This is a genomic window from Vibrio sp. YIC-376, assembly GCF_052353105.1.
Classification (GTDB): domain Bacteria; phylum Pseudomonadota; class Gammaproteobacteria; order Enterobacterales; family Vibrionaceae; genus Vibrio.
The window spans coordinates 49,181-76,140 of record NZ_JBBWFK010000007.1 but is presented as its reverse complement, the minus strand read 5'-3'; the positions used below and the strand labels follow the sequence as shown (position 1 = coordinate 76,140).

At 45.4% G+C, this 26,960-nt stretch carries 31 protein-coding genes; 16 read left to right on the top strand and 15 right to left on the bottom strand.

Features of this window, described 5'->3' with window-relative positions:
• Nucleotides 1-54: 54 nt before the first annotated feature.
• Both purN and purM read right to left on the bottom strand, forming a co-directional pair.
• Nucleotides 55-705 (bottom strand): phosphoribosylglycinamide formyltransferase, encoded by a 651-nt coding sequence (gene purN, locus WJM94_RS14465; protein ID WP_444494897.1) that lies wholly within the window; start codon nt 703-705, stop codon nt 55-57.
• A 129-nt stretch (nt 706-834) separates the two neighbouring features.
• Nucleotides 835-1,875 carry a phosphoribosylformylglycinamidine cyclo-ligase gene (gene purM / locus WJM94_RS14460; protein WP_444494896.1) on the bottom strand — a complete coding sequence of 347 codons (1,041 nt, stop codon included), beginning with the start codon at nt 1,873-1,875 and terminating at the stop codon, nt 835-837.
• 180 nt (nt 1,876-2,055) lie between these two features.
• Here purM and upp point away from each other — a divergent pair, with 180 nt between their 5' ends.
• Nucleotides 2,056-2,682 (top strand): uracil phosphoribosyltransferase, encoded by a 627-nt coding sequence (gene upp, locus WJM94_RS14455; RefSeq protein WP_014232731.1) that lies wholly within the window; start codon nt 2,056-2,058, stop codon nt 2,680-2,682.
• A gap of 93 nt (nt 2,683-2,775) precedes the next feature.
• On the opposite strand, the gene WJM94_RS14450 is transcribed toward upp, so the two are convergent.
• Nucleotides 2,776-4,029 (bottom strand): uracil-xanthine permease family protein, encoded by a 1,254-nt coding sequence (locus tag WJM94_RS14450; protein WP_444494895.1) that lies wholly within the window; start codon nt 4,027-4,029, stop codon nt 2,776-2,778.
• Between the two features lie 435 nt (nt 4,030-4,464).
• Between WJM94_RS14450 and WJM94_RS14445 the strand changes: the two genes are divergently transcribed.
• A complete protein-coding gene (locus WJM94_RS14445) occupies nt 4,465-5,664 on the top strand; it encodes a DUF2066 domain-containing protein (RefSeq protein WP_444494894.1) in 1,200 nt (399 codons plus the stop codon).
• A gap of 70 nt (nt 5,665-5,734) precedes the next feature.
• Here WJM94_RS14445 and WJM94_RS14440 read toward each other — a convergent pair whose 3' ends face one another.
• From WJM94_RS14440 to WJM94_RS14425, 4 genes are read right to left on the bottom strand one after another with little or no spacing between them, the layout of a single operon-like run.
• A complete protein-coding gene (locus WJM94_RS14440) occupies nt 5,735-6,175 on the bottom strand; it encodes a DUF2069 domain-containing protein (RefSeq protein WP_444494893.1) in 441 nt (146 codons plus the stop codon).
• Nucleotides 6,176-6,197: 22 nt separating this feature from the next.
• On the bottom strand, nt 6,198-6,767 hold the full coding sequence (gene wrbA, locus WJM94_RS14435) for an NAD(P)H:quinone oxidoreductase (protein ID WP_444494892.1): 570 nt from the start codon (nt 6,765-6,767) through the stop codon (nt 6,198-6,200).
• Nucleotides 6,768-7,118: an arsenate reductase (glutaredoxin) gene (gene arsC, locus WJM94_RS14430; RefSeq protein WP_444494891.1), complete on the bottom strand. Its 351-nt coding sequence runs from the start codon at nt 7,116-7,118 to the stop codon at nt 6,768-6,770. It lies immediately after the preceding gene.
• Between the two features lie 16 nt (nt 7,119-7,134).
• Entirely contained in the window at nt 7,135-8,586 is a 1,452-nt protein-coding gene (locus WJM94_RS14425; RefSeq protein WP_444494890.1) for a beta-barrel assembly-enhancing protease, read from the bottom strand.
• 260 nt (nt 8,587-8,846) lie between these two features.
• Between WJM94_RS14425 and WJM94_RS14420 the strand changes: the two genes are divergently transcribed.
• On the top strand, nt 8,847-9,080 hold the full coding sequence (locus WJM94_RS14420) for a sulfurtransferase TusA family protein (RefSeq protein ID WP_444495113.1): 234 nt from the start codon (nt 8,847-8,849) through the stop codon (nt 9,078-9,080).
• 1 nt (nt 9,081) lies between these two features.
• Nucleotides 9,082-10,155, top strand: coding sequence for an AI-2E family transporter (locus WJM94_RS14415; RefSeq protein WP_444494889.1), 1,074 nt, complete (start codon nt 9,082-9,084; stop codon nt 10,153-10,155).
• Between the two features lie 92 nt (nt 10,156-10,247).
• Here the strand turns inward: WJM94_RS14415 and bcp are convergent, their stop codons facing one another.
• Both bcp and WJM94_RS14405 read right to left on the bottom strand, forming a co-directional pair.
• Nucleotides 10,248-10,718, bottom strand: a complete 471-nt coding sequence (bcp, locus tag WJM94_RS14410; RefSeq protein ID WP_444494888.1) for a thioredoxin-dependent thiol peroxidase — start codon at nt 10,716-10,718, stop codon at nt 10,248-10,250.
• A 16-nt stretch (nt 10,719-10,734) separates the two neighbouring features.
• Complete coding sequence (locus WJM94_RS14405) at nt 10,735-11,277, bottom strand: glycine cleavage system protein R (RefSeq protein WP_444494887.1); 543 nt, start codon at nt 11,275-11,277, stop codon at nt 10,735-10,737.
• A 528-nt stretch (nt 11,278-11,805) separates the two neighbouring features.
• Here WJM94_RS14405 and dapA point away from each other — a divergent pair.
• Nucleotides 11,806-12,690 carry a 4-hydroxy-tetrahydrodipicolinate synthase gene (gene dapA, locus WJM94_RS14400; protein ID WP_444494886.1) on the top strand — a complete coding sequence of 295 codons (885 nt, stop codon included), beginning with the start codon at nt 11,806-11,808 and terminating at the stop codon, nt 12,688-12,690.
• Between the two features lie 60 nt (nt 12,691-12,750).
• Nucleotides 12,751-13,770 (top strand): outer membrane protein assembly factor BamC, encoded by a 1,020-nt coding sequence (bamC, locus tag WJM94_RS14395; RefSeq protein WP_444494885.1) that lies wholly within the window; start codon nt 12,751-12,753, stop codon nt 13,768-13,770.
• A 97-nt stretch (nt 13,771-13,867) separates the two neighbouring features.
• Here bamC and WJM94_RS14390 read toward each other — a convergent pair whose 3' ends face one another.
• The 4 genes from WJM94_RS14390 to WJM94_RS14375 are packed head-to-tail and all read right to left on the bottom strand — an operon-like array spanning nt 13,868 to nt 16,307.
• Nucleotides 13,868-14,071, bottom strand: a complete 204-nt coding sequence (locus WJM94_RS14390) for a DUF2897 family protein (protein WP_444494884.1) — start codon at nt 14,069-14,071, stop codon at nt 13,868-13,870.
• Nucleotides 14,068-14,769 carry a M15 family metallopeptidase gene (locus WJM94_RS14385; RefSeq protein WP_444494883.1) on the bottom strand — a complete coding sequence of 234 codons (702 nt, stop codon included), beginning with the start codon at nt 14,767-14,769 and terminating at the stop codon, nt 14,068-14,070. Before WJM94_RS14385 ends, WJM94_RS14390 begins: the two co-directional genes overlap by 4 nt.
• 32 nt (nt 14,770-14,801) lie before the next feature.
• The gene (gene dapE / locus WJM94_RS14380) at nt 14,802-15,938 is read right to left on the bottom strand and encodes a succinyl-diaminopimelate desuccinylase (RefSeq protein WP_444494882.1); all 1,137 of its coding nucleotides are present in this window, start codon (nt 15,936-15,938) and stop codon (nt 14,802-14,804) included.
• 18 nt (nt 15,939-15,956) lie between these two features.
• Nucleotides 15,957-16,307 carry an ArsC family reductase gene (locus tag WJM94_RS14375; RefSeq protein ID WP_444494881.1) on the bottom strand — a complete coding sequence of 117 codons (351 nt, stop codon included), beginning with the start codon at nt 16,305-16,307 and terminating at the stop codon, nt 15,957-15,959.
• 315 nt (nt 16,308-16,622) lie between these two features.
• On the opposite strand from WJM94_RS14375, the gene WJM94_RS14370 reads away from it, so the two are divergent.
• On the top strand, nt 16,623-16,910 hold the full coding sequence (locus WJM94_RS14370) for a winged helix-turn-helix domain-containing protein (RefSeq protein ID WP_444494880.1): 288 nt from the start codon (nt 16,623-16,625) through the stop codon (nt 16,908-16,910).
• 69 nt (nt 16,911-16,979) lie between these two features.
• Here WJM94_RS14370 and WJM94_RS14365 read toward each other — a convergent pair whose 3' ends face one another.
• Together WJM94_RS14365 and WJM94_RS14360 are read right to left on the bottom strand one after the other, a co-directional pair.
• A complete protein-coding gene (locus tag WJM94_RS14365) occupies nt 16,980-17,282 on the bottom strand; it encodes a DUF4156 domain-containing protein (RefSeq protein WP_444495112.1) in 303 nt (100 codons plus the stop codon).
• A gap of 28 nt (nt 17,283-17,310) precedes the next feature.
• A complete protein-coding gene (locus WJM94_RS14360) occupies nt 17,311-17,667 on the bottom strand; it encodes a DUF2956 domain-containing protein (RefSeq protein ID WP_444494879.1) in 357 nt (118 codons plus the stop codon).
• A 210-nt stretch (nt 17,668-17,877) separates the two neighbouring features.
• Between WJM94_RS14360 and WJM94_RS14355 the strand changes: the two genes are divergently transcribed.
• The 9 genes from WJM94_RS14355 to fliS all read left to right on the top strand — a co-directional run bounded on the left by WJM94_RS14355 (nt 17,878) and on the right by fliS (nt 26,676).
• Nucleotides 17,878-18,363, top strand: a complete 486-nt coding sequence (locus WJM94_RS14355) for a DUF2919 domain-containing protein (RefSeq protein ID WP_444495111.1) — start codon at nt 17,878-17,880, stop codon at nt 18,361-18,363.
• Between the two features lie 46 nt (nt 18,364-18,409).
• Complete coding sequence (locus WJM94_RS14350) at nt 18,410-19,312, top strand: Dyp-type peroxidase (RefSeq protein WP_444494878.1); 903 nt, start codon at nt 18,410-18,412, stop codon at nt 19,310-19,312.
• A 158-nt stretch (nt 19,313-19,470) separates the two neighbouring features.
• Nucleotides 19,471-20,604, top strand: a complete 1,134-nt coding sequence (locus WJM94_RS14345; RefSeq protein WP_444494877.1) for a flagellin — start codon at nt 19,471-19,473, stop codon at nt 20,602-20,604.
• Between the two features lie 250 nt (nt 20,605-20,854).
• Entirely contained in the window at nt 20,855-21,988 is a 1,134-nt protein-coding gene (locus WJM94_RS14340) for a flagellin (protein ID WP_444494876.1), read from the top strand.
• A 294-nt stretch (nt 21,989-22,282) separates the two neighbouring features.
• Nucleotides 22,283-23,413 (top strand): flagellin, encoded by a 1,131-nt coding sequence (locus tag WJM94_RS14335; RefSeq protein ID WP_444494875.1) that lies wholly within the window; start codon nt 22,283-22,285, stop codon nt 23,411-23,413.
• 65 nt (nt 23,414-23,478) lie between these two features.
• Nucleotides 23,479-23,913 (top strand): flagellar protein FlaG, encoded by a 435-nt coding sequence (gene flaG, locus WJM94_RS14330; protein ID WP_444494874.1) that lies wholly within the window; start codon nt 23,479-23,481, stop codon nt 23,911-23,913.
• Nucleotides 23,914-23,933: 20 nt separating this feature from the next.
• Nucleotides 23,934-25,943, top strand: coding sequence for a flagellar filament capping protein FliD (gene fliD / locus WJM94_RS14325; protein WP_444494873.1), 2,010 nt, complete (start codon nt 23,934-23,936; stop codon nt 25,941-25,943).
• Between the two features lie 3 nt (nt 25,944-25,946).
• Nucleotides 25,947-26,252 carry a flagellar protein FliT gene (locus WJM94_RS14320; RefSeq protein ID WP_444494872.1) on the top strand — a complete coding sequence of 102 codons (306 nt, stop codon included), beginning with the start codon at nt 25,947-25,949 and terminating at the stop codon, nt 26,250-26,252.
• Between the two features lie 13 nt (nt 26,253-26,265).
• Entirely contained in the window at nt 26,266-26,676 is a 411-nt protein-coding gene (gene fliS / locus WJM94_RS14315) for a flagellar export chaperone FliS (protein ID WP_444494871.1), read from the top strand.
• Nucleotides 26,677-26,960 lie beyond the last annotated feature (284 nt).

The following is a 26,960-nucleotide window of genomic DNA, read 5'->3' as shown; positions in this document are numbered from 1 at the left end:
GTCATCAAGACTGCCTTTTTTGATTTTTTGAATCTGCGAGAAAGAGTTAGAGGACTACTCTTCATCTTCAGCGGCGGCGTAGCCGTGCTCACCGAGTTCTTTTCCATCTAAGCAAGCTTTACCATTGAGCATCTTCAGTCTGTCTTCAACCAGCCACTTAGTCACAATTGGATAGATGGTGTGCTCTTGAGTTTGCACGCGCGCTGCCAGTGTTTCCGCATCATCATCTTCAAAAACAGGCACTTTTGCTTGCAGAACAATTGGGCCACCGTCTAGCTCTTCCGTCACAAAATGAACACTGGTGCCGTGTTCTTTATCTTTTGCATCAATTGCACGCTGGTGGGTGTGCAAGCCTGGATACTTTGGCAGCAGGGAAGGGTGAATGTTGATCATTTTGCCCATGTAATGCTGGACAAACTCACTGCTGAGAATGCGCATGTAACCGGCCAGAATGACAGCGTCAGGTTTGTACTGATCGATTTGTTTCATTAACTCAGCATCAAATGCGTCGCGTGATTCAAATGCCTTTGGATCGACAAAATGGCCATCAACATTAAATTTTTTCGCTCGCTCTAATCCGTAAGCATCCGCTTTATTTGAGAAAACGGCAGCGACTTGTGCGTTAGGCATATTCGCTTCACATGCTTCCAGTATCGCTTGTAGGTTACTGCCACTACCAGAAATGAGGACCACTATGTTTTTCATGATGTTGAGACTGCCTTACTATTGTAGGTTTTCTAAATTACCTACTATTGAAATGGTTTTCGAGTTCCAGATAGCAGAATGAGGACCTAGTGTCCTCATTCTTTTTATTTTTTGAGCGAGAATCGCAAGTTAGTTAATTTCAACTTGTTCTTCATTTGCTTCCGCTTGAGCGATTTCACCAATCACCCATGCGTTTTCGCCTTCTTCTTGTAGAAGTGCAACTGCTGCTTCAGCTTGTTCTTTAGGTAGGGCAACGATTAGGCCAACACCACAGTTAAATGTACGGTACATTTCGCGGGTTTCTACGTTACCTTTTTCTTGTAGCCATTGGAAAATCACTGGCCATTCCCAGCTGTTACCGTCGATCACTGCTTTAGTGCCTTCAGGTAGTACGCGAGGGATGTTTTCCCAGAAACCACCACCAGTGATGTGCGAGATAGCGTGAATGTCGTGCTTCTCAATCATCTTAAGTGCTGATTTGATGTAAATCTTAGTTGGTTCAAGAAGGTGTTCACCGATAGTACGGCCGTCTAGTACTTCATCTTTGTCAGCACCAGAAACTTCAAGGATTTTACGAACCAGTGAGTAACCGTTTGAGTGTGGACCGCTAGAACCTACAGCGATAAGGGCATCACCGACTGCAACTTTAGTGCCGTCGATGATATCTTCTTTTTCTACCACGCCAACACAGAAACCAGCAACGTCGTAGTCTTCGCCTTCGTACATTCCAGGCATTTCAGCCGTTTCGCCGCCGATAAGTGCACAACCAGCTTGCACACAGCCATCCGCGATACCAGAAACAACATCTGCCGCTGTGTCTACGTCTAACTTACCTGTTGCGTAGTAATCTAAGAAGAACAATGGCTCAGCACCTTGCACGATTAGATCGTTTACACACATAGCAACAAGGTCGATGCCGATGGTATCGTGCTTGTTCATATCCAGTGCCAGGCGAAGTTTAGTACCTACACCGTCGGTACCAGAAACCAGTACAGGTTGTTTGTATTTCGTCGGTAATTCGCATAAAGCGCCAAAACCACCGATACCACCCATCACTTCAGGGCGACGAGTACGTTTAACCGCACCCTTAATACGATCTACAAGCGCATTGCCTGCATCAATATCTACACCAGCGTCTTTATAGCTAAGAGAAGAGTTATTACCACTCACAGGGAAGTCCTCGGTATTTAAGTTGGATATGAAAACGGCGCTATTCTACCAGTGCTTAATTACAGATAGCAAACGTTTGCGCGAGTTTTTTTCTTTAGTCATATATCCTGATTTCCTAGTGGAAATCGTGTATAATCTGAAGGTTTGTTTAAATATAGCCAACTATAGCCGGAGATGGACATGAAAGTTGTTGAAGTAAAGCACCCTCTAGTAAAACATAAAATTGGTCTAATGAGAGAAGGTGATATCAGCACAAAGCGTTTTCGTGAATTAGCGACAGAAGTCGGTAGCCTACTTACTTACGAAGCGACAGCAGACTTTGAAACTGAGAAAGTTACTATCGAAGGTTGGAATGGTCCAGTAGAAGTTGACCAAATTAAAGGTAAAAAAGTAACAGTAGTGCCAATCCTTCGTGCTGGCCTGGGTATGATGGATGGTGTTCTTGAGCACATGCCAAGTGCACGTATCAGTGTAGTCGGTATTTACCGCGACGAGGAAACACTAGAGCCAGTACCATACTTTAACAAGCTTGCGTCTAACATCGATGAGCGTATCGCGCTGGTTGTTGATCCTATGCTGGCAACTGGTGGTTCGATGATCGCGACTATCGACCTTCTGAAAGAGAAAGGTTGTAATCAGATTAAAGTTCTTGTTCTGGTTGCGGCTCCAGAAGGTATCGAAGCGCTGGAAAAAGCACACCCAGACGTTGAACTATACACAGCGGCAATTGATGAGAAGCTGAACGACAAAGGTTACATCGTTCCTGGTCTTGGTGACGCGGGCGATAAGATTTTTGGTACTAAATAAGCGCACAAAACACGCTTAATCAGTTGTGAACAAAGAAGAAAGGCTTGGTTAATACCAAGCCTTTTTTGTATGTGTCTAAGTTGATTCGGCAAATTAGTTTGTTTTGTCTTCTTCGATTTGAGCGTTATCTACAACGTGGTTTTCACCTAGGTCGTGTGGAAGAATCAGGTTTAGAATGATCGCCACGATACCGCACAAGCTAACGCCTTGCAGGCTGAATTCGCCAATACCGAAAGCCATGCCGCCGATACCAAATACTAGCGTAACAGCAACGATAACCAGATTACGAGATTTGTGCAGGTCCACGTGGTTTTTGATCAGCGTGTTCAAACCTACAGTTGCGATAGAACCAAACAGTAGGATCATGATGCCACCCATTACAGGCACAGGGATTGTCTGTAGGATAGCGCCTAGCTTACCGACCAAAGCCAGAATGATAGCCGTCACCGCTGCCCACGTCATGATCACCGGGTTGAATGCTTTCGTCAGCATAACTGCACCGGTCACTTCACTATAGGTTGTATTTGGTGGCGCACCAACCATAGCTGCAGCCATAGTCGCTAAACCGTCACCCGCGATTGTGCGGTGCAGGCCAGGTTTTTTAAGGTAGTCTTTGCCAGTCACATTTGAAATGGCCAGTATGTCACCCACGTGTTCTACCGCGGGAGCGATCGCCACCGGAATCATAAATAGAATCGCGTTGATGTTGAACTCTGGCGTTGTGAAGTTTGGCATTGCCAGCCACGCGGCTTGAGCAACTGGAGTAAAGTCGACCACACCATATGCGAGAGACACAGAGTAACCTGCTAAAATACCACCAACAATTGGTACTAGCTTCAAGAAACCTTTCGCAAACACGCTCAATGCAATGGTCGTTAGCAGTGACACTGATGAAATCATAATGGCGGCATCACCATTGACCAGTTGAGCGGCGCCATCACCTGTTTTACCAATCGCCATGTTAACGGCTGTTGGTGCTAAGCCAAGTCCGATAACCATAATAACTGGGCCAACAACCACAGGTGGCAGAATCTTATGGATAAAGTCTACGCCACGAATTTTGATCATTGCGCCAAGTGCAATATACACCATACCTGCTGCCATTAAGCCACCCATTGTTGCACCGATACCCCATGTTTGGATACCGAACAGAATAGGAGCAATAAACGCGAAAGAAGAGGCAAGGAAAATTGGGACAGAACGTTTAGTGATCAATTGGAAGAGGAGGGTACCGACACCGGCACCGAAGAGTGCTACGTTTGGATCGAGTCCTGTCAGAAGGGGCACGAGTACCAAAGCACCAAAAGCGACAAAGAGCATCTGAGCGCCTTGTAACGCATTTTTCATAATCATTTCCTATTTAAAGATACGCAGACAAATCCGGCGAATAGTATCACTCAGCAAACGTTTGCGACAATGCTCAGATCAAATTTTTCGATGATTTTAAGTGGACAAAGTATGTTTTGAGAGTGGCTAGTTTGCAAAAGTGTCTGTTTTATGAGCTGAAATTCATATTTTGTTAGATGCGCCGCAAAGAAAAGGGTGTAATGTCGCGTTTCTTGCATTAGATAAGTAATCGTGGAGACATTTATGTGTTCATTCGTTTCCCGAATAAGCAATCAGGCACTTAAGGAAAAAGGGTGGCTAGTTAATGTACTCTAAAGGTCGTTCCGAAAGTGGCCTAAGTTGGTCATATTTCAAGCTATTTACATTTGGGTCGCCTTGCTCCGGGTTTGATAGTTTCTTATTATGCAGTTTCTTGTTTAGAGGAAAATGAAAACTATGCGCTATTTAGTTCTTTTATTGATAGGTTGGTTGTCCCTGCCAGTGTATGCATCAACTCAGGTAGATATCTATCATGCCGAAGTCGTCATCGATAGTGAACAGGAAAACGGTGAGTCTTTGGCTAGAGAACAGGGTATGAAAGATGTGATTGTTAGAGCAACTGGTTCACAATCTTCTTTAAGCAACCCGGTTATTCAAAAAGCTTTGAACTCCAGTTCCAGTTACATTTCTCAACTTGGTTACGGGCAAGTCAATGGTCAATCAAGTTTAAAGATGCGCTTTAATGGTGGCCAGATTCACTCTCTTCTAACGCAAGCACAATTACCTTCGTGGTCACCTCACCGCCCTAATATCCTTGTCTGGGTAGTAGAAGAGCAGGCTTATGATCGCACCGTTGCCTGGGAACACTCAGATTCTTCAAACATTGCGGCGCTGCGTTCCGCTGCAGAAGCGAGAGGGTTACCAATCACCATTCCTGTGGGCGATTTTGAAGATGTCACGGGCGTGAATGTGTCCGATCTTTGGGGCGGTTTTGTTGAACCAATTGCTAAGGCCAGCCAACGTTACCCAGTTGACGCCGTACTTGTGTTGCGTGCACAAGGCGATCAAGTCCGCTGGACTCTTTACGATCAATCACCATCTGCAATTATTATTTCTCAACGCACCCCACGTAGTGGTTCTGCTTCGGGGGCTGATGCCATTACAACAACGGTAGATGGCATTACCGATTATTACGCAGGCAAGAGTGCCGTTGTAGTCTCTGGCGAGTCTTCTGAGGGCATTACGATGAAAGTCGTTAACATTACTTCTGCCTCAGATTTCTTCCGTTTAGAAAGTGCGTTGAAGAAGCTCAACTCTGTTGCGGGTAGCGAGATTAAACGTGTTCAAGGTAATGAGTTGACGCTTAGGCTTCATCTATTGGCATCAAAACAGGCCTTTGAACAAGAAGCGTCATCGATTTCTCAGTTAGCGGTGTATGAAGAGCCGATTAAGCCAGTTGAAGAGGTACGTCCTGTGCAGGCGACGCAAGAGCCAATACCAACGGAAACATTGGCGGAAGAAGAACAATTAAATTCAGACGTTGTGACGGCTGAAGTGCCGGTTCAAGAGGAGCAGGAATCAGAGTCTGTCATTATCGCGCCAACACAAGAACAGTATGATGTAATCTACGAGTGGACCGCTAGCCAACGTTCTTAAAATACTAATGATTCTAAAATAATAAAAAGAGTCGCAAATCGCGACTCTTTTTTTGACACTTTGAAATTGCTTATTTATTGAATTTGGCTTTTTCTTCTTTTTCTACTTGGGATAAGCGTTTGAGCTTAAGCCCGAGCTCTTTGCCTCTCGCTCGCGCAAACAGAATGTTGCCAATGAAACCAAAAGTAGTCAGCACCAGTTCAACTACCGCTAGCCAACGTTCCCCATCATCGACGTAAAGGATGGTTAGTCCATGCAGGAAGTACAGCATTAGCACGAAGTTGGCCCATGCATGAGTGTAAGGTTTTCCAGCCAAGATGCCCGGAAGAGGAAGTAATAAGGGTATACACCATGCAATTGCTAAGGTTGTGCTGCTTAAGTGAGGGTGAGGCGATAAAGCGAGCTGCCAGATTGCTACCCACGCTAATAAAGCCAAGTTGCCAAATAAAGCCAGATATCGATAGCTTTTAGTTTGGGCACCAAGTGCAGGTTGGTCAAAAGATTCAGACATCGATTTACTATCCTTGAATTTACTAACAGCCTTTGAGCTTTAATGCTGCTGTTGCCAGTCGTTTACCCAGTTTCTGAGCCAGACGAGCCTCGTCGTTGGTAAGACTTGGATCTTTTCCTACACTGCTTGCGCCATATGGTGTTCCACCAGAGATCGTTGAGTGTAGTTCGGGTTCCACATAAGGTATGCCAAGTAGCATCATCCCGTGATGCAATAATGGCGTCATCATGCTTTGTAACGTCGTTTCCTGCCCACCATGCATCGAAGATGATGAGGTAAATACACAAGCTGGCTTATCAATTAAGTCACCGCTCACCCACAAAGGAGTGGTTTGATCCCAGAAGTGCTTTAGAGGCGCTGCCATATTGCCAAACCAAACAGGACTGCCAAACGCGAGGCCGTCGCAATTTTTCAGTTCTTCTAGAGTAACAATTGGATCGGAAGGGGTATGTGAGTGAGGTGACAATTCTTCAACTGTTCGCAAAATTGCTTGGCATTGAGGAGTCGATTCGACTCCTCTTGCTATCTGTCTTGCCAGTTGTTTTGTTGCGCCATGACGGCTGAAATACAAAATAAGGATCTGGCAATCCATTTATAGAATATCCAACACTTGCTCTGGTGGGCGACCGATTTTTGCTTTGCCGTTTGCTACCACTACTGGACGTTCAAACAATTTTGGGTTTTGTGCCATTGCTTCGAACAGTTGCTCATCACTGACTGACTCATCATCTAAGCCTAATTCTTTGTATTCGCTTTCTTTAGTACGCATCATGTCACGAACTGATGAGAAACCGAGTTGAGCATACAGGGCTTTTAGTTCATCTACGTTAAGTGGGTTATCCAGGTATTTTACGACTTCTGGTGTAACACCATTTTGTTCAAGCAGTTCAAGAGTTTGACGGCTCTTTGAGCAACGAGGGTTGTGATAAATCACGACTGACATGGTTTTCTCCATTTCGTTATTGTAATGCCATGAATCGATCTCTTTGGATCATGAGTTGGTCAATACGAGCATCGTATCGAGCTTGTTCTAAGCTGCCCAACTGGGCCATTTTACTCGCTTCACTATAATATTGAATCGCTTTATTCCAGTTTGCTTGCAATGCCAAAATCTCAGCGCGTGCTGCTAACTCTTCGTCATTGCGTCCGAGTTCATGGTAATTCTTCGACAATAACTGCCAACCATTGGTATCTTCAGGGCGATCATGTGAGTAGCGCTGAAGAATGCGTACAGCTTGTTCGTATTGTTTTGCCTCAAGCAGGGCATTCGCATAGTTAATGGTCAGGACTGTGTTTTGAGGATTACGAGCGAGCGCACTACTCAACATTTCGACAGCTTTTTCAGGTTGTTTTTTTTCGATATAGAGATCACTCATCGCATCAAGATAGAACGGATTTCCTGGGTCTTGTGCCAACAGCTTTTTTAGGATTGGCTCAGCCTGAGACAAGCGTTTGCTGTCCATATGAACCAATGCACGTCCGTAATCGAACGCAAGCATGATATCGGCAGAGGCATTTTTCTGTGTACGTTCGAACCAACCTAACGCGGCAGGTCCATCAATGCCTGCATAACGCGCAACGATCCGTGCTCGAGCCAGATGGTAATCAATCGATGGGGCGATACGCATCGGTGGATAAGCTTGTGCTCGTTGTCGACTATCCGCAACGCGGTCTTCCGGTAATGGGTGGGTCAGCAGCATCGGAGGCGGTTTACTTGCATAGCGATACTCGTCAGCTAAACGCCCAAAGAAACGTGGCATGGCTTGCACATCGAATCCTGCTTTTGCCAGTGTCGAGATGCCAAAACGGTCGGCTTCCTTCTCATTCGCGCGGGTGTAGTTTATCTGGCTTTGCATGTTTCCCGCCGTCGCCGCTGTTATTGCCGCTATGCCTGCTTCTGGTGCTGCGATTGAGAGGAGCAGGGCACCCGCTAACGCAGCCAGTGTTGCCGGGGAGCGTCTAGCTTGGTCTTCCATACTGCGAGCAAGGTGGCGTTGGGTGACGTGAGCGATTTCGTGAGCAATAACGGACGCTAACTCACTTTCGCTGCGAGCATGCAGAAAAAGTCCTGAGTGCAAAGCAACGTAACCGCCAAAAAACGCAAAAGCGTTGATATTACGGTCACGTATCATGAAAAAGTGGAACGGTGTCTTTACATCGGCCGCATTGGCGACTAATCGATGGCCGAGAGAATCAATGTACTCGTTAATAACGGGATCGTTAACGATGGGCTTACTCGCTCTGAGCATGCGCATATAAGCATCACCATAAATTAACTCTTGGTCTATCGATAGTGTGCTCCCAGCAGCTGTCCCAATATCTGGTAAGTCGATACTATTGGCGTAGGTTGTCGGCGAACTAATTGCAGCAGCAATACATAAGCAAACTAGCGATCGAGTGCGTTTTAACATACGTTCTAAAGGTTCTCCCAAATACCTAAGCAAGTGGTTGGAGGTAGAGTACCTCTCAACGTTACCACTATACTTTATGGTCATCCTGTCGGATGAGTGCGCTAGCAATAAGACCGGGATTAAACGAATTGGTTTCGTAAATTTTTCTGTATCTGAGTGATTTCAGTTTCCGGTTAAATAGTGTCAGAATTGCTAGCTCCAGCTCAAAAAGCCGTTACAATACAACCCTATCATAAGTGCAGAGCAATACAATGGAATCCATGTTACTTGATTTGCGCGAGCAACGCTGCCCCATGGCACTGTTACTCGCTAAGCGTCACACTGCAGAGGCCTTTCAGGGAGAAAAGCAGCATCATAAGCTTGTCATTAAAGTGATGGATAACAGCTCTAAACAAGATATTGTGAAATACCTAAACTCTCAGGGATACATGGTTGATTGCCAACCAACATCAGATCACTACACATTGACTGTTTTCAATAAGGAATCCGTTTAAGATGTTCGAAATGGTAAATCGTTGGTATCAACGTCGATTCTCAGACCCACATGCTGTGAGCCTCGTAGCGATCTTGCTATTTGGCTTTATCACCATTTATTTCTTCGGTCATCTCATTGCACCTCTACTCGTGGCGATTGTATTGGCATATTTGCTGGAGTGGCCAGTGGTGCAAATGTGTCGTTTAGGAATGCCCCGCACGCTCTCCGTGATCATCGTATTGCTGGTTTTTATCAGTTTGATGTTGATCGCATTGTTTGGGTTGGTGCCTACCATTTGGAATCAGGTCGGAAACCTAATTAACGATATTCCAAATATGTACAATGGCTTACAGAAGATTATTGTTTCATTGCCTGAGCGCCATCCAGAGCTGGCTAACCTGCAAATCGTTGAAACAATCGCAACGAATGCGAAAAATCAGGCTGTAAGTCTTGGGGAAAGTGTGGTTAAGGGATCACTGGCCTCGTTAGTCAGTCTTGCAACGTTAGCGGTCTACTTAATCTTGGTGCCTTTACTGATCTTCTTCTTGCTAAAAGATAAAGAAGTGATGCTCGGTATGGCCAGTGGTATTTTGCCTAAAAACCGTAAGTTAGCGAACAAAGTCTGGCATGAGATGAACCAACAAATCTCGAACTATATTCGCGGTAAAGTGCTTGAAATATTGATTGTTGGGAGTGTCAGTTATGTCACTTTCGCGATTTTGGATTTGCGTTACTCCGCGTTGTTAGCGGTTGCGGTGGGTTTATCCGTTCTTATTCCTTACATTGGTGCTGCGGCGGTAACCGTGCCAGTGGCGATCGTAGGTTTGTTCCAATGGGGATTAACTCCGCCATTCTACTGGTTACTTGTTGCTTACGGTATTATTCAGGCACTCGATGGGAACGTTCTGGTTCCGGTTCTTTTCTCTGAAGCGGTAAACCTGCATCCAGTCGCCATTATTGTCGCAGTGCTAGTTTTTGGCGGCCTGTGGGGCTTCTGGGGAGTATTCTTTGCAATCCCTCTAGCGACATTGGTCAAAGCGGTTTGGAATGCGTTACCTAGCCCTGATGAGCACGAGCCAACCGAGCAAGAATAATTCAGAGGCGATGAAGTAAGCCATTACCCGGTACTCACAAGAATAAAAAGCCCAGCAACTGCTGGGCATTTTGTATTACGAATACGTTATTCTTACGCGTTTTCGTTCAGATAATTTAAAACCACTTCGTGATGATCTTTGGTTTTGAACTTATTAAACACGTGTTCAATCACGCCATCTTCGTTGATTAGGAAGCTGATTCGGTGGAGTCCATCGTAGACTTTGCCCATGAACTTTTTCTCGCCCCAGACTCCGAACTGTTCTGCAACCGCATGGTCTTCGTCAGAAAGCAGAGTGAAGTTAAGTTCATCTCTCTCGATAAACTTACCGAGACGTTTTACAGGGTCGATGCTGACGCCTAGAACAACGACATTATGCGCCTCTAGTTCTGCTTTAACGTCGCGCAGACCTTTCGCTTGTACAGTACAACCTGGAGTCATGGCTTTAGGGTAAAAGTAGAAAAGTACTTTCTTGCCTTTAAAATCCCCAAGAGTCACAGTGTTGCCGTCTTGGTCGAGCAAAGAGAAGGCTGGCGCTGGTGAGCCCGCTGTCAGCGTGTTCATTATGATTTCCTTTACTTTATGGTGTGTTTTTAATGAAATTCAGAGAACCTTGTACGTTGAGCGACTTACAAAGTTCATCAAAATCTTCTTGTAGCTGCATGAGATTACAATCGGCACAGACCGATGCAGTAATGGCGATGTGGAATTGATCGACATCGGCCTGAATTTTAGATTTGCTGATGGTTTGTGCGCTAAGTGAATCCAATCCGATCTGCTGGTCGGCAAAGAACTGGGTAAATTTTTCGGTTAGTCCCGGGCGATCATCTGACTCAATAAAGACTTCCATAGCGTAACTGTTATCAAGTAACTCGTGAGCGGCGGTGCGCTTCATTATCGTGATCAGGTCGTGTTCCTGCCCTAATAAAGGCATCTGTGTTTCGACGCGAGTGATGTTACTGGTGTTACCAGTCAGCAGCATGATGAGGGTAAATTCATTACCAAAGATAGCAATGCGGCTATCAACAATATTACAGCCAGCTTGCGTAACGAGCTTGACGACTTGGTTACAAATGCCTGGACGGTCCGTTCCAACTGCTGTAAGTACCAGATGTTGCTTCATAAATGAGCTTCTTGTCCTTTCTTCAATAGAAAGATGTTAGCACAGATATGATAGAGAAATATCGAGTCAGTTCTTTTTTTGGTTTTTTGCTGTTGTACGTTTTGATCAACGGTTGAAGGGGAGGGACAACCTGGAAGCTAGCAAAGGCAGTAAGCCCATTTGACGCTCTGGGTTATGTTAAAACCATGCCATTTATTATTACCACGCCTTCGGTCAGCTTTTGTTTACAAGATGATTTTTTTATTCACTCAAGTATGACTTGATAAAGCGCCCCAAAGAGTATATTTCTGAGCATAGTGAAAATGAGATCGGTCCTTTGTTTATATGTTATTAACCAGTGATAGAACCATTTAACTGACACCATTATCAAATTTGTCTAGAGTCAGGTCAAACCAGGCAATTAAGTTGCGAGATCTCTAACATCTGATAATTATTCACTCATTTGTACTTTGTAAGCGAGTTTACGCTCTTGTGTTTTTCAATCGCATTACAGTACCATGCAGAAAGAACTAAATAAGGGAGATAAACATGTTTTCAGGAAGTATCGTAGCGCTGATTACGCCATTTAAAGCAGATGGTGAAGTAGACTTTGATAGTTTACAAAGGTTAGTAGAGTACCATATTGAATCAGGTTCAGACGGTATTGTGGCAGTAGGCACAACCGGTGAGTCAGCGACTTTGACGATTGAAGAGCATGTAAAGGTCGTTAATAAGACTGTAGAGTTTGCCAACGGTCGTATTCCAGTGATCGCTGGTACGGGTGCAAATGCAACTCACGAAGCAGTGACATTTAGTAAATTGCTGGCTGATTCTGGTATCTCTGGCTTCCTAAGTGTAACGCCATACTACAACAAACCGACACAAGAAGGTTTGTACCTGCACTATAAAGCAATCGCTGAAGCGAGTGCGATTCCGTTAATTTTGTACAATGTACCAGGTCGTACTGCCGTTGATATGCTGCCTGAGACAGTGGCGCGTTTGTCAAAGATTGATAATATAGTCGGTATCAAAGATGCGACGGGTGATTTAAGCCGAGTTGCTATTCATCGTGAACTTTGTGGCAAAGATTTTATCTTACTAAGTGGTGATGATGCGACAGGCTTAGAGTTTGTTAAGCTTGGTGGCGATGGTGTTATTTCGGTAACCAACAATATTGCTGCTAAAGACATGGCAGACATGTTCCATTTGGCAAGTGAAGGTAAGTACGAAGAAGCAGAGGCAATTAACCAGCGTTTAATGACGCTGCACAAGAACCTATTCGTCGAAGCGAGTCCAATCCCAGTTAAATGGGCGGCACAAAAGCTTGGTTTGATCGACGATGGTAGTTTGCGTCTTCCTCTAACCACGCTTTCTGAAAAAATGCAGCCGATCGTGGAACAGGCGTTAAGGGACGCCCGTATTTATCTAGATTGAGTTACTAGGATTGACGTTCATACTGGGGGCCAATGAGCCCTCAGTGTTTTAGGAGTATAAATGAAGCTTTCAAGCCAGTTAGTGTTAAGTTCATTAGCTGTATTAGTATTGACTGCCTGTTCAGGTGGTGCCACTCAACGTCGTCAGGCAAAAGATGACTTCGAGTATTTAAACACCCCAACACTGGGTGAGTGGAATGCCCCACAAGGTGCTCAGCCTCAGTTCTATCCAAATTACGAAATTCCTCAAGGCAATTACGTCGGTGGTGTAGGTAAAAACGTCGATATTCGACCTCCACAACAAGTACTGGAACTGATCCCAGGAGCGCGTTTGGATCGCGGGACAGATGGTGAAGTGACCTTATGGTTGTTGCGTAAGGATGAGCAGGATAAGGTTTGGCAAACTGTTCAGAGCATGGTTGAAGCTCAAAAGATTCCGGTTGAAAGCCAAACGAGTTCTCGTATCGAAACGGGTTGGGTCACTTGGGACTCTGCCGATGAAGATATGGAGATCGGCAGCCGATACGAGATCACTCGTACAGAATCAGGTGGTCGATATGGTTTTAAAGTCAGCCTAATCGACTGGCGTGAAGGCAACCAAGTTAAAGAAGTTACCCCAACAAATCGTGAGCGCTACAATGTGTTCATGACCAACTTAGTGACAGCTCGATACGATCAGCAAGTTCGCGAAGACGCTCAGCGCAAAGCTCAGGAACTGGTGAAACAGATCCCTATTACAATGGGCACAGACCGAAGCGGTCTTCCAGTCATCATTGCTCGCGCTCAATATGATGTACTGTGGCCACGTCTGCCAGTTATTCTCCCTAAAATCGGTTTTACAGTTGAGGACCGCACTCAGTCTCAAGGTACGGTTGAGGCGAAATACGCTTCACCGGATGATGATTTCTGGAATGATATTGGCGTTAAACCAGTCGATCTGAAGGCAGGTAAATATACCTTCTTGTTGGGCGATTTAGGTAACCGAACGTCGATCAATATTACAGATTCAGCGGGCAAACCAGTTGAAGAAGAATTCCTGAAATCACTAGTGCCTGTTCTGGCTGAAGTGGTGAAGCAGTAGTCGCCAACTGGTTTTCATTCTTGAAGGCAGCAAGGTAGGCTGATAGTTAAAAAGGGACCGCGCGGTCCCTTTTTTGATCGTTCATGAAATTCAGCGCTTATTGTGAATCATCGTCTTTTCCGTCTTTATCCCCATAACGTTCCCGGTCAATTTCATTCAATCGATCCAATTCGTTTTTACGGCTTTTATCCATTTGATTAAATTTCATTTTAGCCGTGTATTTCAGGGCGGCGATGTTACCGATAATGACGCTTAACACCACAATGATAATAACCCACGGGTTAGATAACAGCTCTATCATAGTGCCTCCTGTGGTGGTGTAATGTTATGAATAAACGTAGACGCAATCTTATCTAAATTATTCAAGATAGATTCTATTCCTGCAATGCTGTGCTGTTGATTTTGTTGAACCAACTCACTTCTAAGTAGCTCAGGAGTCAACAGTGATAAGCATTGTTGTCCGATTTCCTTATGGCTAATATGCCAGGGTTCAATCGCGACGCCTCCGATATCTTTTTGGTAAGGGAAGAAAAAACCGAACTCATTGATATGATCTTTGAGCCACACATAGAACTCGTGCTGGTGGCCTTGTAGATATTCCCACGGCTCAAGCTGAAGATTTGCATCCTCAGGCAATAGGTTGCGGGCATAAATATCGAAATCGCAGCCCCAATGATGGCGGCTTCCGCCAGGAAGAGCAGACCAGCGCAATATCGCCATTACCTTCTCTTCATCACTCAAGTGCGCCTTGTTCATTGGCTTTGATTCTGAATCAAGAATAGGCAACTCACCTGAAAACTTCCCATTCCAAATCGCACGCTGGCGAGCAAAATCACGAAATCCGCTGGCAATTTCCATTTTAAATCCAGCTTCATTCGCTGCCTCAATCATTTTAAGTAGGTCGTCCGCCACTTCTGGATGAAGCAAAAAGGCTTTCTGACCCACCATAGTTGATTGAAGGTGAGAATCGGTAGTACCTGTGAGTTGCGATGGCGTCATAGTGTTCTCATAAATTAGTAACTAACGAACGATTAATTTGCCAGCAAGTGCTTCAGCGTGTTTTGGTACATGTCTGTTAACTTCTCTAAGTCGTCAACTTTCACACACTCGTTGACCTTATGAATGGTTGCGTTAACTGGACCAAGTTCCACAACTTGTCCGCCCATACGAGCGATAAAGCGACCATCAGAAGTACCACCAGTTGTCAGCAATGCTGGTTTGGTGTGGTTAACTTCATCAACGGCTGCAACGACGGCATCAAGCAAGGCACCGGTATCCGTCAGGAACGGGTCGCCGTTGTATGTCCAGTTAAGTTCGTAGTTCAGAGCATGTTTATCCAGCGTTTCAGTGACTCGTTGAACAATCACTTCGTTCGTTAGCTCTGTACTAAAACGTAGGTTGAACTGAACATTGAATTCACCCGGAATAACGTTTGAAGCTCCAGTGCCTGCAGATACATTAGGGATTTGGAAGCTGGTTGGCGGGAAGTAATCATTACCTTTATCCCATTCTGTTGTCGCCAGCTCGTGGATTGCTAACAAGGAGGAATGAACCGGGTTATTAGCAAGGTGCGGGTATGCCACATGCCCTTGGGTGCCAATTACCGTAAGATCGCCAGTAATTGAGCCACGACGGCCATTTTTCACCACATCACCAACGATCTCTGTACTTGAAGGTTCACCGACGATACACATATCAATGATCTCGCCACGTTCCATCAGGGTTTCTACGACTCGTACTGTACCGTTAATGAAAGGGCCTTCTTCGTCCGATGTGATCAAAAAGCCGATAGAGCCTTTATGATCAGGGTGCTCTGCGATAAAGCGTTCAACAGCAACGACCATCGCCGCAAGAGAACCTTTCATATCTGCTGCTCCCCGACCATGCAGATAGCCATTTTTTACGACTGGATCAAATGGATGAGTGTCCCATTGTTCAAGTTTGCCAGCAGGCACTACGTCAGTATGACCAGCAAATGCAAATAAAGGAGCTTGTGTGCCGCGGCGAGCCCAAAAGTTGGTTGTATCTTCAAACACCATGACTTCAATTTCAAAGCCAAGCGCTGTAAGGCGCTCGATCATTAAGTCCTGACAACCTGCATCTTCAGGCGTTACGGATTGTCTGCTGATTAGGTCTTTAGCAAGAGCCAGTACTGGACTGTCTGTCATCCTTGAGTGTTCCTTAAATTATGAGTTAAAAATAGTAGCGTATTGATCAGCTTTAAAACCTATGTGGAGCTGGTCATTCACTTTTAGAATAGGGCGCTTAATCATGGCTGGATTCTCTACCAACAGTTCAACGGCGTTTTCTCCACTGAGAGAATCTTTCTGTTCCTGCGTCAGTTGGCGGTAAGTTGTACCACGTTTGTTGAGTACAGTCTCCCAGCCCAAAGCATCACAAAACTCCGTCACCAAAGCGGCATCCACAACTTGTTTGCGATAATCATGAAACTCATACGCGATATTTTGCGCTTCTAGCCACTTTTTGGCTTTTTTTATCGTATCGCAGTTTGGAATACCGAACATGGTAATCGTCATAATGTTTCCTTTTCTCTTTTATTTGGTCTTAGGCACCTAATGTGCTCAAGCAATTCTCGGCTGTTCACGCATCCTACCAAGAAGCAATCGAACTGACAAAATGCTACAGAGAATAATTTATGCGTAGATTTGTGTCTCTAAGTGACGGGATGTAGGAGTTAATAACTTACAAAATGGGCCTAAATAGAACTCTATTTGTAGGAATTTGAGTAAAATGACACCAAATTCGGTTGGAAAAGTCGAGTTATTGATCAAACGCAACATCTTGTGGTGCAAAAACGAAATAATGATTCAGCACAATTTGAGGAGGTGTCAATGGAGTTGAGTCCTGTTTTTGCAAGGCGGTTATATTTGGCCTTGTTGGTCGAAAACCTGGAAAGGCCAAATGTACCAAAACTAATCGAAAAAACGGGGTGGCCTCGTCGTACAATTCAAGATGTACTCAAGGCATTACCTGGAATCGGTATTGAACTCATATTCGTTCAAGATGGTCGACGTCATAATGACGGCTATTACCAACTGTCGGATTGGGGACCTTTTGACAGTCAATGGGTTCTGGAGAGAGAGACCGATATCGCTAGTAGCCTAGGATTTCGTGCATAAGCCAGCAGTCGCTGGCTTTTTTTCTGCCTATCTACTGAGCCATGAGATGGGGTATGCAGAAACCGTGGATTATTTACAACGGTAGGCGGTGCCTAACACACTAAACGATGTCACGAAATATTGCGGAGAAATCATAAACACGGTATCCGCGTTGATGGCCATGGCATTGTTTTTTAAATCGTTGATTGCACCTTTGATCATGTCGTCATTCGAGTAGAACAGGTAGTTGTACCAGTGTCCCTCACTGCCAGTTAATTCTCCTAAATACTCGCACTGAGCTGGGTCAAACTGACTATCAATCCGGACTTCAACCTGCTGACTTATGTCATGGGAAATGAGCGATGTAGATGAGCAACCAAACAGCGATATCATCGTGCTGACAACAATCATGTGACGCATGTTATTTTCCCATCATAATGGTGGCTGCGAAACCGATCCAACTGAGTACAAGCAATACCCAGGGAAGCAGTGATGATTTAGACGACTTCGATTCTACGACGCCTTGCGTGTCTGCATCTGTCACGTCGTCGGTCTGACGTTGTCTATCTCTAAGCTGCTTTTTTCTCGCTCTGTCTGCTTGGCGATTTCGTTCTTTTTGTTGCTTCTTATATAGCGCGATTCCTTTTTCTATCCCTTGAGCGATCAGTTTGGTTTGTTCTTTTGTCTGTCCCGGTTTCTGGGTTGCTCTGGCAATGCTCATTGCTTCATTCTGGGTTTCTAAAGAGGGCACGGGTGCTGCTGGGTTATTCTTTTTCATGGTTTTTAATCACTCCGGCTTACAGGAGCCTGCATCTTGAAGTCACTTAGTTATAGTCTACCTTCCAAATGGGTTGAAATGAACTGCTGTCCCCAAGTTCTGAGCAAGCTTCTGCGCGGGTACGACTTTTCTGATGTACTGGCTGCTGCATTGCAGTTTCTTGGCGATCAGGTAAAGTGACCGCAGTAAGTGATTAAAGAAGAAGATATTGTGCGCTACGCATTTGACCAATATGACGCTCATGGCTTTTTGAAAGCGCCGATTTTAGTTTGGCTAGGATGGATGTTTCTTGCCAGATCCTGGGTAGTATTCGCCATGGCGGGGGTCAGTCGTGAAAGCGGGAGCAAATTGCTGTCGATTGTTTACCCAGATTCAAGCACGCTATATTTAGGTTTATTAATGGGCATCCCGAGCCTGTTGTTGATGTGGCTAATGGGATTACGTCAGCCTGAACGTAGGTGGGTGAATAAAATAGTGAGCTACGGCCGTGAGATGACTTTGATCTTGTGTGGTATCCAACTTGCTCAGACCACTTATCATGTGTATCTCGAACACGGTGTATTCAATTGGGCAAACGCTCTTACCATCACCTTAATAACCTGGTTTATGATCTACCTTGTCAACGGAAGGTGGGTAAAAGACTGTTTTAATGTTCCACAATTTGAGCATAATAAAGAACAGGCTTCAAAGAATTAAAAATCAATAATTTCCCGCAAAGGGGCAAAGTTTAGAGGAAAACTTAATGTTACAAGCTCAAACGGCAATTGTGCCAGAAGCAGCACCATTTGCACTCTACACTCAACTCAAAGTGAACCAAAACCGTGACAACGTATTGGCGAAACTCAAAGCGCTTCCGGAGCTGGTTAAAGAGCTAAATAACAGCCAGCCAGGTGCAGACCTGACACTTTCCATCGCATTCACAAAATCATTTTGGCAGCACTTAAACGTTGGAATGCCAGAAGAGTTGATTGATTTTCCGCAGCTTGGTGAAGGCGACATTGTCGCACCATCAAGCGACGTCGATGTGTTAATTCACTGCCACTCTACACGTCACGACCTGCATTTTTACGTACTGCGTAAGTTTCTTGCAGATACCGCTGAAGATATAACTGTGGTTGATGAAACTTACGGATATCGTTACCTTGATGCGCGTGATATGACGGACTTCATCGATGGTACTGAAAACCCGAAAGGCGATGCTCGTGCCGACGTAGCATTGATCAAAGAAGGTCCATTTGCTGGTGGTAGTTATGTGATGGTGCAACGCTTTGAGCATAACCTTCCGGCATGGAACCGTTTAAATGTAAAAGCACAAGAAAAGGTTATCGGTCGCACCAAGCCAGATTCTGTTGAGTTGGAGGATGTCCCAGCTGCGTCACACGTTGGTCGTGTAGACATTAAAGAAGAAGGTAAAGGGTTGAAGATTGTTCGTCACAGTTTGCCATACGGTACAGTGACTGGCGCTCACGGTCTGCTGTTCATCTCTTACTGCCATACTCTGCACAACATCAAAGTGATGTTAGAGAGCATGTACGGCGTTACTGATGGTAAGACTGACCAACTGCTGCGCTTTACTAAGGCGGTAACTGGTGCGTACTTCTTTGCTCCGTCTCAGGAAATGCTAGCAGAACTGGCTATCAAATAAACCTCAGTTCGAATTCTTCAAACCCTCCGCTTCTGGAGGGTTTTTTGTCTCTGCGTTCTTTTCTTTGTCTTGCTCTTTTCTCGTTTTTAAAACCGCTAAACCTTCCGCTAATTCGGCCGATAAGTATTCAACAACTCAATTCATGGGAATACTTACTTGTGGCTATCACCGTTAATACCAATATTTCAGCTTTGGTTGCGCAGCGTCATTTGAGCAATGCGACTGACATGTTGAATCAATCCATGGAGCGTTTGTCTTCAGGGAAGCGTATTAACAGTGCAAAGGATGATGCTGCTGGTTTGCAGATTTCTAATCGCTTACAAGCGCAGATGCGTGGGTTAGATGTGGCGGTTAGGAATGCGAACGATGGTATTTCGATCATGCAGACCGCAGAAGGTGCGATGAATGAAGTCACCAACATTATGCAGCGTATGCGAGATCTGTCGTTACAGTCGTCGAATGGCTCGAACAGCAAAGCAGAGCGTGTCGCCCTGCAAGAAGAAGTCAGTGCACTGAATGATGAGTTGAACCGTATCGCGGAAACCACCTCTTTTGGTGGGCGTAAACTGCTCAATGGCACCTTTGGCAAATCGGCCTTTCAGATTGGCTCTGCTTCAGGAGAGGCGGTACAAATTGAACTGAAATCCATGCGCACGGATGGCTTAGAGATGGGCGGGTTCAGTTATGTCTCTCAGGGAAGAGCAGGGGCCAATTGGAAAGTTAAGGGTGATGCAAACGAACTTACGATGTCTTTTACTAACCGCTTGGGTGAGATGGAACAAATCCAGATAAAAGCTCAAGCCGGTGACGACATTGAAGAGTTAGCCACCTATATCAATGGTCAAACGGACAAAGTCTCCGCCTCCGTCAATGAAAAAGGGCAGTTGCAGCTTTTTATGGCGGGCAAAGACGCATCGGGGACGATTTCTTTCTCCGGCGATTTGGCCACTGAGTTAGGTATGGGGCTGAAAGGGTACCAAGCGGTCGACAATATCGATATCACCAGCGTTGGTGGGGCACAGGAAGCGGTTGCGGTTCTGGATACAGCGATGAAGTATGTGGATAGTCACCGCTCCGAACTGGGTGCTTACCAAAATCGCTTCAACCATGCGATCAACAACTTAGATAACATCCAAGAAAACGTGGCAGCGTCGAACAGCCGCATTCAAGACACGGACTATGCCAAAGAAACCACGCAAATGGTAAAACAGCAGATTTTGCAACAAGTCAGCACTTCTATTCTTGCTCAAGCGAAACAAGCACCAAATCTTGTTTTGTCCTTACTTGGTTGAGTGAAACACAGAGAAAAATCTGCCTTTATCGACAGGTAAAAAAGAAGCTTTAGCGAAAATTTAAAGTTTTTTTGGTTTTTTATCAATTTCGTCAAGATCCCCGCTCAAAATGAACTTTTTTAAAAAAATCTAAGATTTTTCCTAAAGAAATCAGACCATGTGTCGTTAATAAAAGTAACTTTGAGAGAACTACTTGGTTTTCCGAGACGTCGGAAACCGCTACATCGGAAAATCAATTGGAGAAATCACCATGGCAGTAAATGTAAACACAAACGTATCAGCGATGACCGCTCAGCGTTACCTAAACAACGCAAACTCAGCGCAGCAAACATCAATGGAGCGTTTGTCTTCGGGTTTTAAAATCAACAGTGCAAAAGACGACGCTGCTGGCCTGCAAATCTCGAACCGTTTGAACGTACAAAGCCGTGGTCTGGATGTGGCTGTTCGTAACGCGAATGATGGTATCTCGATTGCACAAACCGCTGAAGGTGCGATGAATGAGACAACTAACATTCTGCAACGTATGCGTGACCTGTCACTTCAGTCTGCAAACGGCTCTAACTCAAAAGCAGAGCGTGTTGCGATTCAGGAAGAAGTGACCGCTCTGAACGATGAGCTGAACCGTATTGCTGAAACCACATCGTTTGGTGGTAACAAACTTCTGAACGGTACACACGGCACTAAATCGTTTCAAATTGGCGCGGACAATGGTGAAGCGGTTATGCTTCAGCTAAAAGACATGCGTTCTGATAACAAAATGATGGGTGGCGTGAGCTACCAGGCTGAAAATGGCAAAGGTAAAGACTGGAATGTTTCTGCCGATAAATCAGACCTGACAATCAGCCTGACAGACAGCTTTGGTCAAGAGCAAGAGATCGCGATTAACGCAAAAGCAGGCGACGATATCGAAGAGCTGGCGACATACATTAACGGCCAAACTGATCTGGTCAAAGCGTCTGTAGACGAAGATGGCAAGCTACAAATTTTTGCTGGTAACAACAAAGTCGAAGGGGAAGTCTCTTTCTCTGGCGGTTTGTCTGGTGAGTTGGGTCTGAGTGACGGTAAGGACGTAACCGTTGATACTATCGATGTAACATCAGTAGGTGGCGCGCAAGAATCTGTCGCGATCATTGATGCCGCTCTGAAGTACGTAGACAGCCACCGTGCAGAACTGGGTGCTTTCCAGAACCGCTTCAACCATGCAATCAACAACTTGGATAACATTAACGAGAACGTGAACGCGTCGAAGAGCCGTATTAAAGATACCGACTTCGCGAAAGAAACGACAGCAATGACCAAGTCACAAATTCTATCGCAGGCGTCAAGCTCAATCCTTGCGCAAGCGAAACAAGCGCCGAACTCCGCGCTAAGTCTGCTAGGTTAAGCACCATACCAACATTAATCTCAGACTAGAACCTTATTGGCTCGTGGTGAGAGATGAGCGAGTAAACCCAGCTTCGGCTGGGTTTTTTCTGTCTGTGGAAAGAGCAGGGACGAATTAATCGGTCACGGGAGATGACCGTCACATTTCGCTAAGTAGAGGAAATTAATCGCAAATATTGGAAATTTCTCCTAAAGGATATGCATCAGTCGCCGTTAAAGAGACTGAGAGAAATGAGATATACCTAAGTGAGGTGAGAGACACGACGGTATATTGGCAAACTTAAGGAGATCAACTATGGCGATTAACGTTAATACTAACGTTTCTGCAATGACCGCACAGCGTTACCTGAATAAGGCGGCTGAAGGTCAACAAAAATCAATGGAGCGTTTGTCTTCGGGTTATAAAATCAATAGCGCGAAAGACGATGCTGCAGGTCTACAGATTTCAAACCGATTGAACGCGCAAAGCCGTGGCCTGGACATGGCGGTGAAAAATGCGAACGACGGTATTTCTATTGCACAGGTTGCTGAAGGTGCAATGAATGAATCTACTAATATCCTACAACGTATGCGTGACCTATCGCTTCAATCTGCGAACGGCTCAAACTCAAAAGCAGAACGTGTAGCGATTCAAGAAGAAGTTACAGCGTTAAATGACGAGCTAAACCGTATTGCGGAAACGACCTCATTTGGTGGTAACAAACTTCTTAACGGTACTTACGGTACTCAATCTTTCCAAATCGGTGCTGACTCAGGTGAAGCGGTGATGCTGTCTTTGAGCAGTCTGCGTTCTGATACTTCTGCAATGGGTGGTAAGAGCTATGCAGCAGAAGAAGGCAAAGATGCGTCTTGGAGAGTCGGTGAAAACACTCAGCTAACATTGAGCTACACCAACAAACAAGGCGAAGAGCAAGAGCTGACTATTGATGCGAAACAAGGCGACGATATCGAGCAGCTAGCGACTTACATTAACGGTCAAAGTGAAGACGTGAAAGCGTCAGTAGGCGAAGACGGTAAGCTGCAAGTGTTTGCTTCTACTCAGAAAGTAACCAGCGAAGTCGAGTTCTCTGGCAACCTGGCTGATGAAATTGGTTTCGATGATGCAAAAGATGTCACCGTTAAAGACATCGACGTCACGTCTGTTGCTGGCTCTCAGGAAGCGGTAGCTGTCATTGACGGTGCGCTTAAATCAGTAGACAGCCAACGTGCGTCTCTGGGTGCATTCCAAAACCGTTTCAATCACGCAATCAGTAACCTAGACAACATTAATGAAAACGTTAATGCGTCTAAGAGCCGTATTAAAGATACTGACTACGCGAAGGAAACCACGGCAATGACTAAGTCGCAAATCCTTCAGCAAGCGAGTACTTCTATTCTGGCACAAGCGAAGCAGTCACCATCTGCAGCGTTAAGCTTATTGGGCTAATCAGGCTGACTCAGCCAAAGCGATAGAACCTATCGTTAGCTCACTAAGTTGGAAGGGAGATTGTAATGGAAATATCCTCCTACACATCGAACATCCAGTCTTATGGTGCAGAGGATGGCACCAAAGTTGCTAGTAAAAATGGCTATGGCACAGGCGTGCCGCGCCCAGCAAGTTCAGTTGGTGATATTTCGCTGCAAAAAGCGAAAGGCACCGAACACGACTTCTCTGTTCAGGCTGCTATAGAGATGGCGGAAAGCCGTCAGGAGCTAAACAGGGAAGAGCGTGAAAAAATGGTGGCACAAATGAATGCGTTTGTGACTTCCATAAACAAGGGATTAGCGTTTCGTGTGGATGAAGAATCCGGCAGAGACGTTGTGACGATTTACGAAGCCACAACCGGCGACGTGATTCGTCAAATTCCTGATGAAGACATGCTGGTGGTGCTGCGTCGTCTAGCTGAGCACACAGCTAACAGCGGTTTGTTAGTTGAAAAAGTGTAAGTCGTTTTTGAGGTGATTTAATGAGTTTAGGCCCTGTAGGGATGTCTGGCGGGATGGATATCAATTCCATGGTCAGCAAAATTGTCGATGCCGAGCGTGTGCCAAAGCAGCAACGCATCAACAATGAACGCACGACAATAGATGCCAGCATCAGTGCCTATGGACGACTCAGAGAATCATTGGATACGATGAAAAACCTCATGGCGAATTTTCGTCAGGAGAAGGCCTTTGCCGCTCGAACGGTTGAGACCACGGACGATAAGATCGTATCTGCTACAGCAACTACCGATGCTATAGCTGGTAAATATGCTGTCGATGTGTTGCAGCTTGCGCAGAGTCATAAAATTGCGTCTGATGTTTTGCCCCAAGACGCGAAGTTTGGCCCGGGTAAGCTGCATATTTCGCTTGGTGATGACAGCTTTAGCATTAATGTCCGTTCAAGCGCTAAGATCGTTGATGTCGTGCGTGGCATTAACGGCGCAAAAGACAACCCCGGCGTACGAGCCTCCCTCATCAATGACGTTGAAGGGCCACGCCTTATCCTTGCCTCTAACCTTTCTGGTAAGGACCATCAAATTACTATCACCGTGGATACTGAACAAAGTAATCCACTGAAAAAGTTCGCATACCAGACACTTGAAGACCGAGTTCGGACGCTGGAAGACGCACGCGCTGCGGCTGAAGAAGTGTTAGGCCCCCTAAAAGCGCCAGAACAGCTCAATGAATCCGTAGTACTAGACGAGAGCGGTAATCCTCTACCAGCTGAAATGCAATCCTCTGAAAAGGGGGCTAATGGTCAGCAAGACAGCGCATCTAATGAGCCTGTTTCTGCCGCGGGCACTGTAGCAGCGAAAGCTGGCCAAGCCGCACTGGATAGAGCGAATGAGCGCGCGAGCTGGCGTCCAGAAGATCGTATTCCCGGCTGGACTGAAACGGCATCTGGCACATTACTCGATTCTTACGAGGAGCCAGAACTCGAGCTGGATGAAACGGCGATTGCCAAGGCTCCTGATGTTCCGGGCTGGAGCAATACGGCTTCTGGTACGCTGACCGACTCTTATGTAACCACTAAAGAAGCCAAACAACTCCTTGCTCAAGAGAAAGCGGAAATAGAACAAAAAATTGCCGATGAAAAGCAAGAACTTGATGAAAAAGTGGAGCGTGGTGAGCTGACAGAAGCTCAAGCGAAGCAGATTCATCGGGCGAAACTGAAACCAGAAGAGCGCGAGCGACTTGAAAAAATAGAGTCTGCCGAAGGAAAAATCGCTCAGGCACAAGCGATGTTTGACGGTTATCGTGGTATGACTGAAGTTCAGGCGGGGCAGGACTCTGTTGTACTGCTCGATGGTGTTGCGAGGTTATCCAGTCACAACAACGTGATTGAAGACGCGATAGAGGGTGTCGATCTGACCTTGAAAGGCAAGTCAGACCCCAATCAAACACCAGCAGAGATTGGTGTTGAGTATGACCGCCAGGGCGTTCGTAGCGATATAGAGAACTTTGTCGCTGCTTATAACTCGTTCTACCAGACTTCTCAGGCATTAGCGAATATCGACCCGCTTACTGGGCAAAAAGGCCCTTTATCGGGAGATAGCACAGTACGAAGTGCTGATGCCAGGCTGAAATCGGTCTTTTCGACCCAGATAGAGAAAGCTCCAGAAAATCTGAAGTCACTCACCGAGTTTGGTATTACTACCACGCGTCAGGGGACACTCGAAATCAATTACGACATGCTCGATCGACAGTTGAATAACAACTTCAATGATCTGGAGAAGTTCTTTGGCGGCAATACGGGTTTTGCGAAACGAATCGAAGATGCTATCCACGGAATTACGGGTATTACCGGTAGTATCCGCACCCGAGAAAGAAGCCTCACTGAACAAAATTACCGTCTCAATGATGATCAAGTGGCGCTTGATCGCCGCATGGAAAGCTTGGAAACACGTACCCATGCGAAGTTCTCCGCCATGCAAGATGCCACCGGAAAGATGCAAGGTCAGCTTGGGGCTCTAATGAATGCGCTGGGTTAATAGATGCGAACTGAACTTATAGAAATTCATGATATAGATCAACGCATTAACCATGAACTGCAAAAAGTCGAGATAAATACTGAAGAAATTCTAAGACTGGTCGATATCAGGGAACGGTTATTGCGAAACCTGCTACCAATTGTTCAACAAAATCCTTTGGTTAAGCAGGATGCAGGGTGGCAAGATTTGCTTGCTCGTACCCAAAGTATTGTTGAGCTGATGAAATCAGAAACGTTAAAGGCCGGAAAAGAGCTGCACAAGTTGCGCTATGGCCAACGTTCGCTTCAGCAGTACAAAAAGTTTATTTAAAAAGAGGATTACTATGCGCGGATCTTTGCAAGCATACAAAAAGGTATCAGTCGACAGCCAGCTAAGCGCGGCTTCTCCGCACAAAGTCATTCAGATGCTAATGGCTGGTGCGATTGAGCGCCTTATTCAAGGTAAAGCAGCCATGCAAGCAGGTAACATTCCTGTAAAAGGTGAGCGTTTGGGTAAAGCACTGGATATTATCATCGCGTTACGTAGCTGTTTGTCGATGGATGATGGTGGTGAGATTGCTTCAAACTTAGATTCACTTTATGAATTTATGATCACGCAGATTTCTTCGGCTAACCATAAAAATGATCCGCAATCTATTGATGATGTCATCGACATTATCCGAGAGATAAAATCGGCCTGGGATCAGATCCCGACAGAGTTCCATAACCTAACTGCAGCTGAAGTTGGTATTTGATAGTTAAAACAAATATTTATATTGACTTGAATGTATATTGACCACTTACGCAACAAGTTGTGCAGCAAGGTCACAATCACGCCCAGAGCTCTCTATTGCTTGGTTGCCTTATTTTTTTATTCAAATAAAATAGACGCCATTAGTAGCCCTAATGGCTTTTTTTGTTGCTGATTATCCTATGCCTCTCGTGAATTGAGTGTGACGTTTCTGCCCTTCTAAACACTCATTGGGCTCATCAAGGTTTGGCCGCAACACACCCCAAAATAAAGGCAATCATTCTTACT

Bases quoted from the DNA above. Each gene is read 5' to 3' on its own strand.
- WJM94_RS14335 (WP_444494875.1), top strand. From the start codon at position 22,283: ATGGCGATTAACGTTAATACTAACGTTTCTGCAATGACCGCACAGCGT.
- bcp (WP_444494888.1), bottom strand. From the start codon at position 10,718: ATGAACACGCTGACAGCGGGCTCACCAGCGCCAGCCTTCTCTTTGCTC.
- fliD (WP_444494873.1), top strand. From the start codon at position 23,934: ATGAGTTTAGGCCCTGTAGGGATGTCTGGCGGGATGGATATCAATTCC.
- WJM94_RS14320 (WP_444494872.1), top strand. From the start codon at position 25,947: ATGCGAACTGAACTTATAGAAATTCATGATATAGATCAACGCATTAAC.
- dapA (WP_444494886.1), top strand. From the start codon at position 11,806: ATGTTTTCAGGAAGTATCGTAGCGCTGATTACGCCATTTAAAGCAGAT.
- WJM94_RS14370 (WP_444494880.1), top strand. From the start codon at position 16,623: ATGGAGTTGAGTCCTGTTTTTGCAAGGCGGTTATATTTGGCCTTGTTG.
- WJM94_RS14375 (WP_444494881.1), bottom strand. From the start codon at position 16,307: ATGACGATTACCATGTTCGGTATTCCAAACTGCGATACGATAAAAAAA.
- WJM94_RS14425 (WP_444494890.1), bottom strand. From the start codon at position 8,586: ATGTTAAAACGCACTCGATCGCTAGTTTGCTTATGTATTGCTGCTGCA.
- bamC (WP_444494885.1), top strand. From the start codon at position 12,751: ATGAAGCTTTCAAGCCAGTTAGTGTTAAGTTCATTAGCTGTATTAGTA.
- arsC (WP_444494891.1), bottom strand. From the start codon at position 7,118: ATGTCAGTCGTGATTTATCACAACCCTCGTTGCTCAAAGAGCCGTCAA.
- WJM94_RS14365 (WP_444495112.1), bottom strand. From the start codon at position 17,282: ATGATATCGCTGTTTGGTTGCTCATCTACATCGCTCATTTCCCATGAC.
- WJM94_RS14350 (WP_444494878.1), top strand. From the start codon at position 18,410: ATGTTACAAGCTCAAACGGCAATTGTGCCAGAAGCAGCACCATTTGCA.
- dapE (WP_444494882.1), bottom strand. From the start codon at position 15,938: ATGACAGACAGTCCAGTACTGGCTCTTGCTAAAGACCTAATCAGCAGA.
- WJM94_RS14360 (WP_444494879.1), bottom strand. From the start codon at position 17,667: ATGAAAAAGAATAACCCAGCAGCACCCGTGCCCTCTTTAGAAACCCAG.
- upp (WP_014232731.1), top strand. From the start codon at position 2,056: ATGAAAGTTGTTGAAGTAAAGCACCCTCTAGTAAAACATAAAATTGGT.
- WJM94_RS14445 (WP_444494894.1), top strand. From the start codon at position 4,465: ATGCGCTATTTAGTTCTTTTATTGATAGGTTGGTTGTCCCTGCCAGTG.
- WJM94_RS14440 (WP_444494893.1), bottom strand. From the start codon at position 6,175: ATGTCTGAATCTTTTGACCAACCTGCACTTGGTGCCCAAACTAAAAGC.
- WJM94_RS14415 (WP_444494889.1), top strand. From the start codon at position 9,082: ATGTTCGAAATGGTAAATCGTTGGTATCAACGTCGATTCTCAGACCCA.
- WJM94_RS14405 (WP_444494887.1), bottom strand. From the start codon at position 11,277: ATGAAGCAACATCTGGTACTTACAGCAGTTGGAACGGACCGTCCAGGC.
- wrbA (WP_444494892.1), bottom strand. From the start codon at position 6,767: ATGGATTGCCAGATCCTTATTTTGTATTTCAGCCGTCATGGCGCAACA.
- WJM94_RS14340 (WP_444494876.1), top strand. From the start codon at position 20,855: ATGGCAGTAAATGTAAACACAAACGTATCAGCGATGACCGCTCAGCGT.
- WJM94_RS14450 (WP_444494895.1), bottom strand. From the start codon at position 4,029: ATGAAAAATGCGTTACAAGGCGCTCAGATGCTCTTTGTCGCTTTTGGT.
- flaG (WP_444494874.1), top strand. From the start codon at position 23,479: ATGGAAATATCCTCCTACACATCGAACATCCAGTCTTATGGTGCAGAG.
- WJM94_RS14385 (WP_444494883.1), bottom strand. From the start codon at position 14,769: ATGACGCCATCGCAACTCACAGGTACTACCGATTCTCACCTTCAATCA.
- fliS (WP_444494871.1), top strand. From the start codon at position 26,266: ATGCGCGGATCTTTGCAAGCATACAAAAAGGTATCAGTCGACAGCCAG.
- WJM94_RS14390 (WP_444494884.1), bottom strand. From the start codon at position 14,071: ATGATAGAGCTGTTATCTAACCCGTGGGTTATTATCATTGTGGTGTTA.
- purN (WP_444494897.1), bottom strand. From the start codon at position 705: ATGAAAAACATAGTGGTCCTCATTTCTGGTAGTGGCAGTAACCTACAA.
- WJM94_RS14420 (WP_444495113.1), top strand. From the start codon at position 8,847: ATGTTACTTGATTTGCGCGAGCAACGCTGCCCCATGGCACTGTTACTC.